The sequence below is a fragment of the Bradyrhizobium sp. USDA 4503 genome (assembly GCF_054055815.1).
This window is the reverse complement of sequence record NZ_JBSRXS010000001.1, coordinates 8,013,671-8,028,179: the sequence shown is the minus strand read 5'-3', so window position 1 is coordinate 8,028,179 and position 14,509 is coordinate 8,013,671. Positions and strand designations below refer to the sequence as shown.

At 57.4% G+C, this 14,509-nt stretch carries 15 protein-coding genes; 1 reads left to right on the top strand and 14 read right to left on the bottom strand.

Features of this window, described 5'->3' with window-relative positions; translation table 11 throughout:
• Nucleotides 1-24 precede the first annotated feature (24 nt).
• The 8 genes from ACVMIH_RS38060 to ACVMIH_RS38025 all read right to left on the bottom strand — a co-directional run bounded on the left by ACVMIH_RS38060 (nucleotide 25) and on the right by ACVMIH_RS38025 (nucleotide 4,264).
• Complete coding sequence (locus ACVMIH_RS38060) at nucleotides 25-225, bottom strand: hypothetical protein (RefSeq protein ID WP_456865571.1); 201 nt, start codon at nucleotides 223-225, stop codon at nucleotides 25-27.
• 7 nt (nucleotides 226-232) lie between these two features.
• On the bottom strand, nucleotides 233-526 hold the full coding sequence (locus tag ACVMIH_RS38055; protein ID WP_316399185.1) for a group II intron maturase-specific domain-containing protein: 294 nt from the start codon (nucleotides 524-526) through the stop codon (nucleotides 233-235).
• 3 nt (nucleotides 527-529) lie between these two features.
• Nucleotides 530-1,483 carry a group II intron reverse transcriptase/maturase gene (ltrA, locus tag ACVMIH_RS38050; protein ID WP_456865568.1) on the bottom strand — a complete coding sequence of 318 codons (954 nt, stop codon included), beginning with the start codon at nucleotides 1,481-1,483 and terminating at the stop codon, nucleotides 530-532.
• 518 nt (nucleotides 1,484-2,001) lie between these two features.
• Nucleotides 2,002-2,202 (bottom strand): reverse transcriptase domain-containing protein, encoded by a 201-nt coding sequence (locus tag ACVMIH_RS38045; protein ID WP_456866665.1) that lies wholly within the window; start codon nucleotides 2,200-2,202, stop codon nucleotides 2,002-2,004.
• Nucleotides 2,138-2,455 carry a hypothetical protein gene (locus ACVMIH_RS38040; protein ID WP_456866721.1) on the bottom strand — a complete coding sequence of 106 codons (318 nt, stop codon included), beginning with the start codon at nucleotides 2,453-2,455 and terminating at the stop codon, nucleotides 2,138-2,140. Before ACVMIH_RS38040 ends, ACVMIH_RS38045 begins: the two co-directional genes overlap by 65 nt.
• Nucleotides 2,452-3,099 carry a site-specific integrase gene (locus ACVMIH_RS38035; RefSeq protein WP_456865565.1) on the bottom strand — a complete coding sequence of 216 codons (648 nt, stop codon included), beginning with the start codon at nucleotides 3,097-3,099 and terminating at the stop codon, nucleotides 2,452-2,454. The genes ACVMIH_RS38040 and ACVMIH_RS38035 overlap by 4 nt, the downstream gene beginning before the upstream one ends.
• A gap of 268 nt (nucleotides 3,100-3,367) precedes the next feature.
• The gene (locus ACVMIH_RS38030; RefSeq protein ID WP_456865562.1) at nucleotides 3,368-3,670 is read right to left on the bottom strand and encodes a hypothetical protein; all 303 of its coding nucleotides are present in this window, start codon (nucleotides 3,668-3,670) and stop codon (nucleotides 3,368-3,370) included.
• A 246-nt stretch (nucleotides 3,671-3,916) separates the two neighbouring features.
• Nucleotides 3,917-4,264, bottom strand: a complete 348-nt coding sequence (locus ACVMIH_RS38025) for a transposase (RefSeq protein WP_229167410.1) — start codon at nucleotides 4,262-4,264, stop codon at nucleotides 3,917-3,919.
• On the opposite strand from ACVMIH_RS38025, the gene ACVMIH_RS38020 reads away from it, so the two are divergent.
• Nucleotides 4,265-4,729 (top strand): amidohydrolase family protein, encoded by a 465-nt coding sequence (locus ACVMIH_RS38020; RefSeq protein ID WP_456865559.1) that lies wholly within the window; start codon nucleotides 4,265-4,267, stop codon nucleotides 4,727-4,729.
• A gap of 926 nt (nucleotides 4,730-5,655) precedes the next feature.
• Here the strand turns inward: ACVMIH_RS38020 and ACVMIH_RS38015 are convergent.
• The 6 genes from ACVMIH_RS38015 to ACVMIH_RS37990 all read right to left on the bottom strand — a co-directional run bounded on the left by ACVMIH_RS38015 (nucleotide 5,656) and on the right by ACVMIH_RS37990 (nucleotide 14,501).
• Nucleotides 5,656-7,014 carry an LLM class flavin-dependent oxidoreductase gene (locus ACVMIH_RS38015; protein WP_456865556.1) on the bottom strand — a complete coding sequence of 453 codons (1,359 nt, stop codon included), beginning with the start codon at nucleotides 7,012-7,014 and terminating at the stop codon, nucleotides 5,656-5,658.
• 798 nt (nucleotides 7,015-7,812) lie between these two features.
• Entirely contained in the window at nucleotides 7,813-8,301 is a 489-nt protein-coding gene (locus ACVMIH_RS38010; RefSeq protein ID WP_456865553.1) for a hypothetical protein, read from the bottom strand.
• Between the two features lie 8 nt (nucleotides 8,302-8,309).
• Nucleotides 8,310-9,350: an aminotransferase class I/II-fold pyridoxal phosphate-dependent enzyme gene (locus ACVMIH_RS38005; protein ID WP_456865550.1), complete on the bottom strand. Its 1,041-nt coding sequence runs from the start codon at nucleotides 9,348-9,350 to the stop codon at nucleotides 8,310-8,312.
• A 1,038-nt stretch (nucleotides 9,351-10,388) separates the two neighbouring features.
• Nucleotides 10,389-11,762 (bottom strand): aspartate aminotransferase family protein, encoded by a 1,374-nt coding sequence (locus ACVMIH_RS38000; protein WP_456865548.1) that lies wholly within the window; start codon nucleotides 11,760-11,762, stop codon nucleotides 10,389-10,391.
• A gap of 449 nt (nucleotides 11,763-12,211) precedes the next feature.
• Nucleotides 12,212-12,907 carry a hypothetical protein gene (locus ACVMIH_RS37995; RefSeq protein ID WP_456865546.1) on the bottom strand — a complete coding sequence of 232 codons (696 nt, stop codon included), beginning with the start codon at nucleotides 12,905-12,907 and terminating at the stop codon, nucleotides 12,212-12,214.
• 703 nt (nucleotides 12,908-13,610) lie between these two features.
• A complete protein-coding gene (locus ACVMIH_RS37990; protein ID WP_456865543.1) occupies nucleotides 13,611-14,501 on the bottom strand; it encodes a crotonase/enoyl-CoA hydratase family protein in 891 nt (296 codons plus the stop codon).
• Between the last annotated feature and the right edge of the window lie 8 nt (nucleotides 14,502-14,509).

Sequence of the window (14,509 nt, the reverse complement as noted above, 5' to 3'; positions counted from 1 at the left end):
TCGGTCGACGGCGACTGCCTCTTTTCAACAGCCTGCTAGATCGACTATGCGGCTCTTCTCATCATTGATTTCAACCTGCAGCTTGTCGAACTCCTCCCGGAGTCGCTTGGTCACAGCACCAATCAACCAGTCATGACGTTTGTGGGCGTCGATCAAGACCACCAGTCGAGTCGCCCGGGGGAGTTTCACCCCCAGGCGCTCACAGATCCGGACGTCTCCGCTCATCCGGCTCTTACCGTCCAGCCGCCGTCTTGTGCAGCATCGGCCAATGGGCCAACAGCGTGGGGGTGCGGCACGCAATGTCCCGTACCCAGTGCTCTGCCCGTCTTCGATGTCGCCGCAGACGTTTGTATTTCGACATCGCCCATCGCGCGAGACATCGGTCGAGATGGCGTAGTGTCGGATAAAGCGCCGACTTGTAGTACCGACCATAGTAGTTCATCCAGCCTCGAATGATCGGGTTGAACATCCTGGCCAGGTCGTCGATCCTCTTATCGACCCGGCAGCGTAGTTGCCAGGCACGGATTTCCTATCGGATTGCCTTCGTCGCGGCATTGCTGACACCGGGGCTGAAGTTGACGAAGTGCTTTCCCCAACGATTCTTCGACCGACGGGCACGGAACGTGTAGCCCAAAAAGTCGAATTTCTGTTCAGGATAATCACCTCGCCGGTCGTCATCCTTACAATAGACTATCTTCGTCTTGTTCGGATGAAGCTCCAGTCCGCATTCGGCAAAGCGCTTCGCAAGCGCCTCCTTCAGTTCTTGTGCCTGCCGCTCACTGTCGCAATGGCAGAGAATATCATCGGCATAACGCTCGAACGGGATGCTCGGATGATTTCTTCGCATCCACATGTCGAACGTATAGTGGAGAAAGAGATTCGCCATCAGCGGTGATACCACCGAGCCCTGCGGCGTGCCCTTCTCTCGGGGTTCAAGGGTGCCGTCTTCCAGTTGAACGGGAGCTTTAAGCCACCGTTCAATGTACAACAACACCCAGGCGCAGTCCGTATGCTTCCGAAGCGCCTTGAGCAAAAGTTCATGCGATATCGAGTCAAAATAGGCCCGAATGTCGAGATCGAGCACGAAGGGATGCCGCCAGCATCGCTGGCGAGCAACCCCAACGGCATCGAGCGCCGACTTTCCGGGTCGATATCCGAACGAGTCTGGATGAAAGTGTTTCTCCAAATCCGGCTCCAGATATCCTTTGACGACCGCCTGAGCAACGCGATCCGACACCGTAGGAATTCCTAGCGGCCTCTTCCCGCCGTCGCGCTTGTCGATCTGCACACGCTTGACCGGCGGTGGAAAGTAGCTGCCCGAAGACATTCGATTCCAGAGCTTGTACAGATTGCTCTGCAAGTCTGCCTCGAACACCTCGATCGACTGCTCGTCCACACCGGCTGCGCCCCGATTTGCTTTAACCCGTTTGTACGCCTCCCAAACCCAGCGCTTGGGGATGTCATACGGCTTTGCTTGACGCAAAAGAGTCCTCCCGTTTCCGGTTGTTCTTCCAATCAAGCGGGACAGTGCCGTGCCTTCGCTCCGCCACCATTACAGTGCCTTCGTCACTACTACACACGGCTCCGTCCCTGCATCGCGCATTGGTACTCAGACTCTTGTGGGGCTTCCACTTGAACCATTCCCTTGGCACCGCGATACAGGTTCCCACGTTCCGCACAGAAGCCTGAACCGAGGTCACGCCACCTCGCCTGCCGGACGCCGCCTGAGCCGTAAACAGGTATCGCTCAGACTGATCCCAAGATAACGACTACCCCTTGGTTTTGACGTCTTCCCTACGCTTTCGACAGTTCATCGGTGGTTCGCTTGCGCTCGTCTCCTCGATCCTTACCTGACAGAGTCTTGCTCTGCCTTTTCCGGTCTCGCTCACCACCTCGACCATTGGGCCGAAGCAGCAGCCGGTGGTTTGAACCCTGATCCTGCAACCCGAGTTCGAGGGGCCGACCCCCATCTTCTGTGCAGCAAGGCTGCTCAAAGGTGCTCTACATCACACCTCCTCCGCGCCGTCGTGGCGCACGATCGTCCGCGAAACGCGCGTATTCGACATTGATGTACTTGCCGCTCCGTGTGACTTCTCGCGCTCGCTCCAGCATCTTGTCAACCTCGTTGAGGTAAAGATTACTGAGCAAGGGCGAAAGCACACCGCCTTGCGGAACCCCCTTCTTGCCAGCGGCTTTCAGCATAACTTTTAGGGAGATGCATGACGTCCGCGTCGTTGATCCGCTGCGCCACCTTCGCCAATAGCCGGTCATGCCGGACGTTGTCGAAATAGGCTCGCAAATCAAAATCGAGAACGCGCGTCTTCCTTTGAGCTATTGCATTTGTCACTCGCTTGATCGCATCATGCGCTGTCCGCTTAGGCCGATAGCCGAGGGAGCGGCGCAGCTCGATGTAGCGCTCGACCTTGTCGTCGAGGAATGCGGCGAAGGCGGTCATGCGGCGCCTCCCGGAAAGGGGAGCGCGACCTCAGCGAGCTGCGAGGCCGCGACCTTCACGTACAGCGCCGTTGTGTTGATGCTCCGGTGCCCTAGAAGATCGGCGACCTCGTTGATCGGCCTTTGTCGCCCCACGAGCTGGGTGGCTAGACTGTGGCGCAGGAGATGTGCGCCTCCGGCGCGACCGAGCTCGATCCCACCATGCTGCAATCGCTTCCGCACGATCCTCGAAACAGACGACGCGTACTTGAATGGTCCCACGGGCGGCGTGAAGGACAGGAACAGATGCTGACTATCGACCTTCGGTCGAGCCCGCAGGATGTAGTCGGCGAGCGCGGCGCCGGTCTCCTCGATGAGCGGGGCCACTCGGTCACGCTTGCCTTTGGTGCGCCGGACAAAAACCTCGCCAGCTCGCCAGTCGATATCCCGGAGCTGAAGAGCGCGTAGCTCGCCGTTGCGAATGCCTGTGGTGGCGAGCAACAACAGGACAGCTCGATCGCGAAGGTCGATCGGCGTCGCCTTGCCGATCGCATCGATGGCGCGGCGAACATCATCCCACGAAAGCCGGGGCGGTAAATGGGCCAGTCGCCAATATGGCGTTCTTGGAACGACGGGAGCCAGATCCTGCTCGTGGTGGCACCCCAATGCAGAAAGCGGAGAAACGTTCGGATGTGAGAGATCGCCGCCGTGCGAGTGCCGGAGGTCGCCGAGAGCGACAGCCGATACTCGACAGCGGCAAGGACATGCTCTGCCGTCAACGCCTCGAGGCCTTGGCCAGGATGGCGATGGCGGAGCCAATCCAGAAAGCGCCGTGCGCCCAAGAGAACGCCATCGCGGGACCTTGGCTCAAGGCCTCGTACCCTGCTCAGATAGTCAGAAAAGGAGCGCAAAAGCGGAGCGTCCGGATCATCGACTACAATGGGCGTCGAGGCAATGAATCGTTCGGGCGCCACCCGTCGCGCGTGTTGAAGCGCAGACACTGCCGCAATCCGCGGTGAGTCCGTGGTGAATGTGCATAGATAGCTATCGACGATAGCTTCGCCGATCGGCCGTGAACCGCAATGCGCTGCAGCAAAACGGCCGAACCGCGCGATCCGGATGCTTGCTTGTAACCGAGCGAGAAAAAGTGCCCCGCGATGCGATCCATCTCGGCGCCGAGCGCCCCGTCACGAAGGCGTTTAAGCACCCCACGGTACGAAAAATAGAACTCGAGCATTGTGCCCCTCCGGCGTTACGGCGCAGGGGGATCCCGCGTCCGCACGAGGGGCACAAAATATTATGTGGCGGAGGAATCCAGCCGTGGCCGGCCCTGGCTGGCGTTAGGGCGCCTCCGCCACATAATCTCGTCCAACACATAAGAACGGATCTGAGCCCGCATCGCGCACCAGCGCAACAAGCCCATCGATACCCTTGCGGAAGTCGACTGGATGGCTGGCCAGGAACACCTTCACGCCGGAGGGGATCATGCCGAACGGACCGCCCGGATCACCCGCTGCAGCTGCGCCTCGTCGACGTCCACGCCGGCGCGCACGATCACCTCGCCAATGGCAATTTCGATCACAGCGCCTGACACAGACGCCACCTCACCTCCGCAACTCGAGTGCCGCTCGCGATAATGTCGTTCCGCCCGAGCATCACGGCGCCAGGCAAACAGCTGCGATGGGTGAATGCCAATCCGGCGAGCGATCGCCGAGACGCTCGCGCCAGGCTCCAGCGCCTCTGTCACGACTTGGGCCTTAAACTCGTCCGACCAGCGTCGGCGAAGCTGCCGCGGCGCTCCCTCAAGACGGTCAGCGACCGCTTCGATCATATGAAAGGTTCTAGTTCCAGAACTAGGCGCAGACATAGAAGCTCACATCGGCTCACAAACTCAGCAGCCGATAGCCGATTGCTCATCCCCTGCGCCAGACGGGGTCTCTTTGCCGCTTACGGTCATCGCTTGGTGTTCGAAGACTTCGGGCTCGCGGACAGCGCCCACGATCCCACCTTAGATCCCCGCTTGGAGCGGCTCCTGGCACTCGAAGGCACCGAGGTATGGGTGAAGCTGTCGGGGATCGGACGCGTCATGGATGGTTGCCAGGGCAGCGGCGGGTCGCAGCTGCTCTGGGGGTCGGAGTGGCCACACGTGACGGCCGCCCAGGCCTATGCGCCATCCTATGCGGAGACGTTGGCTTGGCTTGAGGAGCTCATCCCAGACGCGGATGCGAGAGGACGGATCCTTAGCGAGACTCCGGCTGCCTTATACGGCATCCGCATCCAAGACCTGTTTGCCTGAGGAAAAACGAAATACGTATCTGCACGGCAAGGCTATCTTTCGGGCTAGCAAAACGCGAACAGGGCTTCCCTTGATAGGAGTGGTAGGATCGGGCCAAGTCCATCACGGCATTCTTAGGACCGACACGACAGTCGCTCTGCACGCCAGGCACGCCGGCGGCGACACTGGTTGATGTCGTTCGAGGCAGGCGGGTGACGTACTTCAACGCGGTGCGATGGACCATCGCTCCTATTAGGACCTTCGCGCAGGAACGGCGCGGAGTGCTCCGAGCAGCGAACCGTCGTCCCGCTTCGAAAGAAGAAATAGCACTTCTCACATACGACAGCGGCGCTGCCTGAGCCAACTTTGCCAACCGGGCAACGGCCGCTGGTTGGGCCGCCCACGGCACGAGCGGATTTGACGTGGAGAAAGCGCGTACCATGCTCAGGGTGCCTGATGGTTTTGCGGTCGAGATTGCGATCGCTGTTGGGCGCAAGGGCGACGGCGCACACCTGTCGCCCGGCTTGTTTCCCGAACGATTTCGGAGCTGACGTATGGGCCGCACCTCCAAATTGAAGCCTTACAAGCGGCACCCTCGGCTCCAATCGGCTAAACTCCGATCAAGTTGATCGATATCCCGCGGCAAAACATTAGTTGGCGCGTTCGTTTGCGCGAGTGGTGCGTCGGCGATCGCCCTCGATGCCTCGATGGTGCGGGCGGCGGCTGTGCGCAGCCTTGATCGCTCCTATAGGGATTTCGCTGGAGAACCCCCGATCCTCTCAGACAGGAGGCCGCCGTTACCACGTCCTCAATCCCACACCACCGGCTTCGTTCAACCTCGAAAATGAAAATTTCCAGCGTTCGAGCCTCCAGCCGCTGAAAGCTTAACAACCTCAAACCCGGCCGCCGTTCCAGAATCCGAATCTCGCCCAACGGCTTACGCACCTTCACGAATGACTGCTTACATCTGCGTGCGCGAATCGGTTGAGCGGCCGCTTGAGACCGAGGTTCTCTCGTAATGTTTCTCCCGAGTATCCGGATCTGAATTTACCTCGTCGGCGCAATTCGGGAACAACGAGCTCAACAAAATCTCTGAGCCCGTCGGGAAAGATCGCCGGTATTACGTTGAATCCGTCGGCCGCATGTTGGTCAAATGTATCCACCATAACGCTGGCGATCTCATCCGGCGTTCCGACAACCATTAGATGGCCCTTGCTGTCCGACATGAACCGGATCAGTTGTCTCCAGGTGAATTTCTGGCGTACAGCCAGGTCGAGATGCAATTTCTGACGACTCTGGAAGTAATTCGTCTGCGGTAAAGACTCGGGGACCAATGAGTCGAGATCCATTGAACGCAGATCGGTGACAAACCCTAGCAAACGATCGGCCAATCCAGTTAGAACGTCGATGTGTGTATACGAATGTAGTCTTTCAAGCTTCTCAGACGCCTCTTGCTTGGTCCTCCCGACGATCGGGACGATGCCTGGCATGACAAGCACCTGATTGTCCGCTCGCCCAAGTGCACGCGCTTTCTCCTTGAGAGTTGCATAATATAGCTTACCGTTTTCTAAGGAAGGTTCGGCAGTGAAAACGACCTCGCCGACTTCGGCACCGAACGCTATTCCAGCATCGGATGCGCCGGCTTGAACCAACACGGGATACCCTTGCGGTGGTCTTGCAATGTTCAGTGGGCCCCGGACTGATAAATAGTTCCCTCGGTGGTTAAGCAAATGCAGCTTCGTGGTGTCAGCGAAAATGCCGCTTTGCTTGTCGCGAATGAAAGCGTCGTCTTCCCACGTGTCCCAAAGACCTTTGACAACTTCCACGAATTCCCTCGCTCGAGCATAGCGCTCGTCATGATCTGGAAGCTCCTCTTCGCCGAAATTTGCAGCTTCGAACTTGAATCCCGAGGTTACAATGTTCCAACCCGCGCGTCCGCGCGATAGGTAGTCAAGTGAAGCGAACATGCGTGCAAGATGATAGGGCTGGCAGTACGTCGTCGTCGCTGTCGCGACAAGTCCGATGTCTTGTATTCTCGATGAAAGCGCCGACAACAGCGTGATTGGCTCGAACCCATCGTTTCGGCTTACACGAGCCATAGCGGCCTGATCTCGTTCTAGTACGCTTGGACTATCGGCAAGAAATATGAAGTGAAACGCCGCACCTTCGGCAAGTGCCGCCAGATGAGCATAATGGTCGATATCAACTCCGCCATTCGCCGGAACGCTCGGATCGCGCCATGCACCTTCGTGATATCCCGCCTGAAGGAGAAACAGTCCGAGCTTCATTTCATCGTTGCGCCGCATGCCGCACCTCCGTTTGAATTGGATTATCCTCGCGCATCGCGTTCAGACGCTTGGTCGCGCTCATTGACCTCATACAACAGCGCGCCTCAACAATCGACGTTTCGCAGCTGCCAGAGATCTCAACGAGTGCGCTTTCCGAAGCAGCCGCTCCGATACACGTCTTCTGAAGCCAATGTTGAGGAGGTGCTCCAGCCAAAGCATTCCAAGCATGGTCAAATCTCACCTTCTGCCGTCGTGATCGGAGCAAATCTGACCGCGCAGCTTTTCTGCGAGCGACGACTCAACGCGTCGATCAAGTCCGTTAGCGAGGACATATCTTGGTTGATGATGCATGCCGAGTCTCGGAGGCGCATTTGACTAGTCCTACTTTGATCGGACGACATGTGACACGCGTCCGCCGTATAAATCAAATACTAGTGTTGGTAGTTGACCGGGCACAAATTGCTACATTGCGCTTAGTGTGACGAAGGACTGGCGGCTAAGCCATGATAATCACAAGACGTTCGATTGTTGATGGCAGATTTCAACAAACGCGTCCGTTCGACCAGTCAATGCGCCCATCGAGTTCATCGCGCTGATCAACGTTGATCTTGTAGTTCTCGGGAGCGCTCAAGTACACCTGATTCGAGAAATGGCTATTATCTCTGGAAGTCCAGCAAGCAAGGTGTCGACAGATTGACTGCCGCCGCGCGCACAGTCGACGGCCGGTGGCGCGCAATCGGGCGCTGCCTCCGGCCAGTGCTGGAGACGCCCCCCATCCCCGCAGATATCTCACCGAGCACGCGGTTGCCCACTTGCTCAAGCCATCGCCGCGATCATTCTTTGTAGATGGCTGGAGATGCAGAGCCAGCTGTCCATACCAGCTGCCATAGAAGGGGTCGGTCCGACGCGGCACCAGATACGACCAAGATGCGCGGCCGGGAAAGTCACCCGAGTAAGCTTAGCGACTGGCAAAGCCCCCGCCTTGTGCAGCACTTTGAACCTCGGGCAATACGACATGCGACAGGATGATGTCGGGATCGAGAATGGCAAACTACGGCGTCGCGCCAAGATGAAGCGTGCGCCTGGAGCACCGATGCGGAACGCATATCGCAGTCGGGCACCAGTGCGCTCTCCGGGAGTATTCATCGTACAAAGCGAACGCTCCGAGGACGTTGACCCTAAAGATTCGAAGTCGCCCTTGAGCGCGAACGATGGCGCGATGGTTGAAGAGCTTTCGTCCTCCTCCACGTAAGGTAATAGCAACTTCGCCGTACAGGTCAGCTCCATGGATTCCTTCCACTGCATCGCAGACATCACTCAGGCAGCGCCGATGCGACAGCCGTTGTGCCGGGTATCCTTTCCAGGATGCTGTCGCATAGCCGCTCTATATCGCGGACTTCATGATCGGCGGTAATGCACACCCGAATTCCTGCCTTTCCTTGGCCGACCGTCGGAAAGAACGTCACCAAAGTGTAGAAGCCGGCATCAAGGAGCTCCCTTGCGATTGCTATCGCCCTGGTTTCGGATCCGATGCCGATCATTCTGATCGGAAATGAATTACCTTTCTCGGCTGTTGTGACGCGACGGTCAAAGACTTCAATCCGATGGGCCAACCGGTTCTGTCGTTCGCCGAGTTCTGCCGAGCGGTGGATCTTGCAGGAACCAAGCGCCGCCCCGACCGCCGCTAGATTGGGGGCCACCGAAAACGCATAGGGAATAGAATAGCGTCTAAATAGGTCCTCGTGGTCGGCCGTTCCGAACATCAACAGGCCGCCGGATGCACCAAATCCCTTGGCCAGCGAGGCTGCTATGATCGTACGGTCACCAAGCCCTTCCGGAAACTGAGACCGAGCAAATCCTTCGCCTTGACGTCCGAACAGCGATATGCCGTGAGCATCGTCGATATACAGAAAAAGACCATAACGCTCCTGGAGATCACGCAGTTCCTTTACTGGCGAATTCCCTCCGATGGAGTAAACACCATCGCATACATAAGCGACCACGGGATGTTCGCGGCATAAGCGTTCAAGACCATCGAGGTCGTTGTGTGCAATCGTTTCTACTCTCGCCTCATCAGCAACCACTGGCTTGTGATAAGCGAGCGAGATGTGCGCAATGCGATCGAACACGACGAGCGGCTTCCTTCCGCCTGTCAATTGGCCCGAAGCAAGCAGCGGCATTGCGCCTAGATTGGCGAGCATGACGGTGGAAAAGGCGAGGACACGTGCACAAAACATCTCCGACAGGGTTGCCTCAAGATCTACCAGAAGATCGAAATTGAGTCGAGTTCGTGCGCATGACCAGTGCAATGATCGATGCGTCTCAATTGCTTCGATTGCTCCAGCGACGATCATGGGATGATTGTCCAGGCCCAGGTAAGAGCATCGCGCGAAATCAGTTACCTGAGGTCGACCGTCAAGCGGGCCGGTGCCCAAAGCGAAAGCGCGTCCGGCCATGAACGTCCGGGGACGGCCATGAGACCAGCCGCGTGGCCGCGTCGAAGTGCGTCCTGCTTTCGTTAATCATGTAGGCGGTGTTCCGAAAATGACCGGCCGGCTGACCCGTGTTGGAGAGCGCGCTCCGCTGTTGCATTTCATTCTCCGTTCCATCTACCGCAAATGCATAGCCAACCCTGATGAGTGGCACGACAGGCGGCTCAACGATTTTGAGCCGCACTGGAAACTCACAAATCTTAAGGGCAGCTCGATCCGCCTCCTTGGCGCACACGAATAAACCACTGAGTACTTTGCTTGGGCCGCTACCAGATTGAATAGGATAGCCTTGCTTGGAAACATCGCGGCAATAGCGCCACCGGATCGTGGTTACTAGAAGTAGATGGCGGCCAACTTCATGACTAACCTCGGGAGATTAGATCACCGTTGTCACGGAGATAGCTGCGGGGGTCGTATGCAATAGCCTCCTCACGAACAGAATCGGCGATCCCTCGGGCTCGGTTCGTCGAATCAAGCTTTCGGATCGAGTTCCCTCGATGACAATTTGACTGCGTTCTCACCGATCGCGGACGATTTGCCGTGGGCTAGTCATCCCAGAAGCTCTTGTGGATGATCGGAAAGCGTATTCTAGCCGTTGCGGCTTTCCCCGGGGCCATGACAACTCCTCCAGCTCGGGCGAAAGTGACGATAGCCGTCTACGAATTGCTGCGCGTAGGGCCGGCCGGAGCGGTCCACGTCACTGAGCATCCCGATAAGGGCGCTGATGATCGGAGTGGCAGGATGGCGCCTCTCTGCCTCCTGCAGTCGCGCAACTTCAGCGCCGCTTCGAGTGCCAACAGATCATAGGGGCTGATGATCCATCATGGCGGCGTTGGACGCTGTATGATGGAGTTGGACGTTGTCGCTCCCAAACTTTCAGTCGTGTACTAAAATCAGGGATCATTCGCGCACCTCAATGGCGTCCAGCATGTCCTGATGGCTATCGATAAAGCCTGCGAACGCATCGACGATGAACTCAGCGTCGGCGCGAGTCATCGGTATCGAGATCGAAGCGGAAGCGCCATGCGGCAGGATGATCCCGTTGTCCGCAAAGAAGCGGGTGAGCTGCTTCATTAGAGTTGCTGCGTTCGGGGTGGGATGCGCCTCACGATAGTCGTTCGGTGCTAGTGCCATAGGATGGATACGAAAGAGTGAGGCGGCTCCGGTTACGCAGAGAGGCGCGCCCCGGTTCGAGATGGCCCGACGGATCCCGCCTCGAACAATTTTTCCAAGGGTTTCAAGATGGGAAAAAGTCGCATGATCGAGATGCCGCATTGCGGCAAGGCCCGCCGTCATGGATAGAGGATTGGCGGAAAATGTGCCCCCTTGCGGAAGCAGTGGCCGGCCCGCTGAGGCATCGAATACTTTCATCACGTCTTCGCGGCCGCCGATTGCTCCAATCGGCAAACCGCCGCCGATGATTCTGCCCATTGTGACGAGGTCCGGAACAAGGCCATAGCGCGCGGATGCCCCTTGGAAACTCTGCCTGAGATTCAGAACTTCATCAGCAATCACCAGAATGCCGTGGTTACGGGCTGTTTCCTGAACCGCAGCAATGAATTCAGGCTTCGGCGGAACTAGACCTCCACGGCTTGGCATAGGATCCACAATGACGGCCGCAAGGTCGCGTCCTTGCATTGACAATGACTGGCGGGCGACTTCAGCTTCATTGAAGCGGAGAACAACCACGTCATCGAGCACGCTCGCAGGCATCCCGCGATAAACGGCCGTCGACTTAGGTGCGATTGGATCACCCCAGTTATCCGGCGTTGCCGCCAGACTCACCTCGGCCCAGTCGTAGGCGCCATGATAGGCCCCCTCGATCTTGGCGATCTTCGAACGTCCGGTAAAAGCCCGCGCAGCCTTGATCGCAAACAGCACGGCCTCAGTTCCCGTATTGACGAAGCGAACGCGATTAGCCTGCGGAATCCGGCCGCAAAGTAGCTCAGCGAGTTCGATCTCACTCTCCGTCGGATTTGCGAAGCAACTGCCGCACCGGAGCTGACGCGTTAGCGCTTCCACGACGGGCGCGAAGGCATGACCGTGGATCAACGCCGTGAAGTTGCAATTGAGGTCGAGAAACCGGCGACCATCGACGTCGAACAGATAGCTGCCCTCTCCGCGGTCGATATAGAGCGGCTCCGGATCCCGTTCAATAGTTACTCGGGACGTACCATCAGGAAAAACCAGGCGCGCACGGGCAAAGCTTTGCTTAGATTTCCGGCCAACACCTGCGATTGCCGTCACATTAGATCCTGCCGAGCCGCGCTTCACGGCACCCTCATCGAATTGTTTACTGCCCTATTTTTCGAATGCGACTTCTCGCCCGCTCACCTCTTTTGGAACCCTTCCATTTGGCGGACGAATTGCCGATGTTTCTCCGGGGTGCGATGGAGCCGACCTGAGCATCGCAACGCTTACCTGAGACGTGAAGATACGCGGCGAACAGAATTGGCTGCATCTCTTAACGAAACGCTGACGTTCGTCTCGCGTAGTGAGCTCCCGCCAGTCGTTCAGGTCCATTTATCTCAAACACGGACGTAGAGCCGGCGCTGACAGAAGCATCTCGCTCGCGTGGGCCGGAATAGCCGTCCGCAATTTTCACATTGCTGTTACGATCATGCCGTGGCTACGAGTCTGAGCGATACCACGCTGGGGATTTGAAGCGAACGGCACGGTTAACTACCGGTTGTCTCATGCTGACATACGCAACTAACGCCAGTTCAATTCGCTTCTGTCGTGCGATTTACAAGGTTTCTCAATTCCTCGCCTGTAAGCCAGACAAGAAGATCATCGTCTACAATATCCTCTTCTACCAAGTGTAATATCGAGCCGCCCGGTTCATGATGCGTATGTCCATATTGTGCAAGAACGCCCTTAGCCAACAGCCAACGTTCTGCGAGTCCAATCACAAAGTCCGGAGTCCACATCGCAAACGACACGCCACGCAGTACAGCAGCCATGATCTCTGGCATACCCTGCCCTCTAAAGTCTTTGCGCAGCCAAAAATCCCCGTGATAGGCTACTTTGCCGATAATCTTCTTTGCGCTAGGTGCCGTGCAAGTACAACGGTCCTGAGGATGTGCATGTATAGTTGGATCAGCGTAGAACGCTTTCAAGGATTCTAAGTGATCTGCAAGATTGCTATGCGATAGGTCATACAGTCGAGCGGCCTCTACAAGTGCGACCTCGTTATTCTTATCGATGCCTATCATCCAATATCCCTCGCCTTGTTTAATTGGCGAGCGATCTGGTCGGAAATTCGGATATGTCGGCTTCTTTGTTGGAAGGGTCCGCGTGATCGAGACATATTCATGAAAATCGAACCCTATCGAAAGCTTGATGCCTTTTTGGGCGGCGGCGGCGTCATATGCTTGAAGGAAGCGTGAGACTTGCAACGGATTAACTACGCTTACCATTGCTGCACCTTTGGCCCTATCGTGATAAGTCGCGTCCTAGCCTATGCGGCGAGGTACAAAACTGATGATACTGCATCAACAATGAATTGAGGCACTACCTACTCTGGTAACGAATGTTGGACCGATTTTGTGAAGGCGCTATATTGGCAGTTATCCGCGTTTTCAGGCGGCAGAGCGCTCTTTGATGGGAAGCGGGGACTTGCGGCAAATGATGTCGACGGTCAGCCCGATGGGCTGGTAACCCTTTGAATGTTCGTGCCACGAACACCGTCAGAGTCGAGCGCGATGCGCATTTGGCGCTGCCATGGAAAGGCCGCGCGCTGACCGGGATCGACTCGCCCTGACCTCGATCACGCTCAGCGATGATCCGCGCTGACAAGGACACGGTTGCGCTCATGGAGTTGGGCGTGATTATTCAGATGCCAGGCCTCTCAACTTGCAGGGCGAACGACGCCCTATTTCCATCGCTTGATCGCGATTGGGTCTGTAATTTACGCCGACAATCCCAAGATTCCAAGAAGAACCACAAGCCGCCGTCGATCTTCTGAGGTCGCGCAAGACGCCGTCGCGCTAGATGTCACTCCCTCGACTATCGATCGCTTGCTCAACGACGGCATGATCGCTCCGCGGCTAGCTCACGCCCGGTGTTCGTAGCGCATTCGGCTGACCGACAAACTCGAGGCACGGCCGGATCGATCGATGATTATTTGTATTCCGGCTCCGTCCACCATGGAAAAAACTCTGGCATGTGGGCGGACACCTTGTTCATGAATACCGCGGGCCGCTTCTCCAGGAATGCCATCACGCCTTCCCTGCCGTCGGCGGAACGGCCAAGCGTATAGCCGGCGCGGCTATCGATTTTATGGGCCTCCATGGGGTCCTCGGCGCACAGCATCCGCCACATCATCTGCCGGGTCAGCGCGATCGATACGGGTGCGGTTTTCTCGGCGATCTCGCGGGCGAGCGCATGCGCCGTTGGCAGCAGCTGATCGGGCGGTACCACTTTGCTGACCAACCGGCCGGTGAGCGCTTCCTGAGCCGAAAACACCCGTCCGCTATAGCACCACTCCAACGCCTGAGCGATTCCGACGATGCGCGGCAGGAACCAACTCGAGGCGGCCTCCGGTACGATGCCACGCTGGGAGAACACAAAGCCGAAGCGCGCGACCTCGCTCGCAATTCGGATATCCATCGCGAGCTGCATGGTTAGACCTACACCGACAGCCGGCCCGTTTACCGCAGCGATCACGGGTTTGAGGCACTTGAAGATCCGCAACGTGAGCTGGCCACCGATGTCGCTGACCTTCGGATCGCTGTAATCCACCGATCCATCGGGCATCCGTTTTACCACCCCGAACAGCGCGTCCGTGTCAAATGAGTTGGCGCCATGCGAAAGATCGGCCCCCGCGCAAAAGGCGCGGCCTTCGCCAGTCACGATGATGGCGCGGACGTCGTCGTTTTCATCGGCGCGATCGAGGGCGTCAATTAATTCGCGCTTCATGCTGAGACCGAAAGCGTTGAGCTTCTCCGGCCGGCTCAATGTGATGGTGAGGATCTGCTCGGCGACTTCATATTTGATGGTATCGTAGTCCATGGTGTTTA

Bases quoted from the DNA above. Each gene is read 5' to 3' on its own strand.
- ACVMIH_RS38060 (WP_456865571.1), bottom strand. From the start codon at position 225: ATGAGCGGAGACGTCCGGATCTGTGAGCGCCTGGGGGTGAAACTCCCC.
- ACVMIH_RS38045 (WP_456866665.1), bottom strand. From the start codon at position 2,202: ATGCTGAAAGCCGCTGGCAAGAAGGGGGTTCCGCAAGGCGGTGTGCTT.
- ACVMIH_RS38040 (WP_456866721.1), bottom strand. From the start codon at position 2,455: ATGACCGCCTTCGCCGCATTCCTCGACGACAAGGTCGAGCGCTACATC.
- ACVMIH_RS38030 (WP_456865562.1), bottom strand. From the start codon at position 3,670: ATGCTCGAGTTCTATTTTTCGTACCGTGGGGTGCTTAAACGCCTTCGT.
- ACVMIH_RS38025 (WP_229167410.1), bottom strand. From the start codon at position 4,264: ATGATCGAAGCGGTCGCTGACCGTCTTGAGGGAGCGCCGCGGCAGCTT.
- ACVMIH_RS38020 (WP_456865559.1), top strand. From the start codon at position 4,265: ATGAAAGGTTCTAGTTCCAGAACTAGGCGCAGACATAGAAGCTCACAT.
- ACVMIH_RS38015 (WP_456865556.1), bottom strand. From the start codon at position 7,014: ATGCGGCGCAACGATGAAATGAAGCTCGGACTGTTTCTCCTTCAGGCG.
- ACVMIH_RS38010 (WP_456865553.1), bottom strand. From the start codon at position 8,301: ATGCAGTGGAAGGAATCCATGGAGCTGACCTGTACGGCGAAGTTGCTA.
- ACVMIH_RS38005 (WP_456865550.1), bottom strand. From the start codon at position 9,350: ATGATCGTCGCTGGAGCAATCGAAGCAATTGAGACGCATCGATCATTG.
- ACVMIH_RS37995 (WP_456865546.1), bottom strand. From the start codon at position 12,907: ATGGTAAGCGTAGTTAATCCGTTGCAAGTCTCACGCTTCCTTCAAGCA.
- ACVMIH_RS37990 (WP_456865543.1), bottom strand. From the start codon at position 14,501: ATGGACTACGATACCATCAAATATGAAGTCGCCGAGCAGATCCTCACC.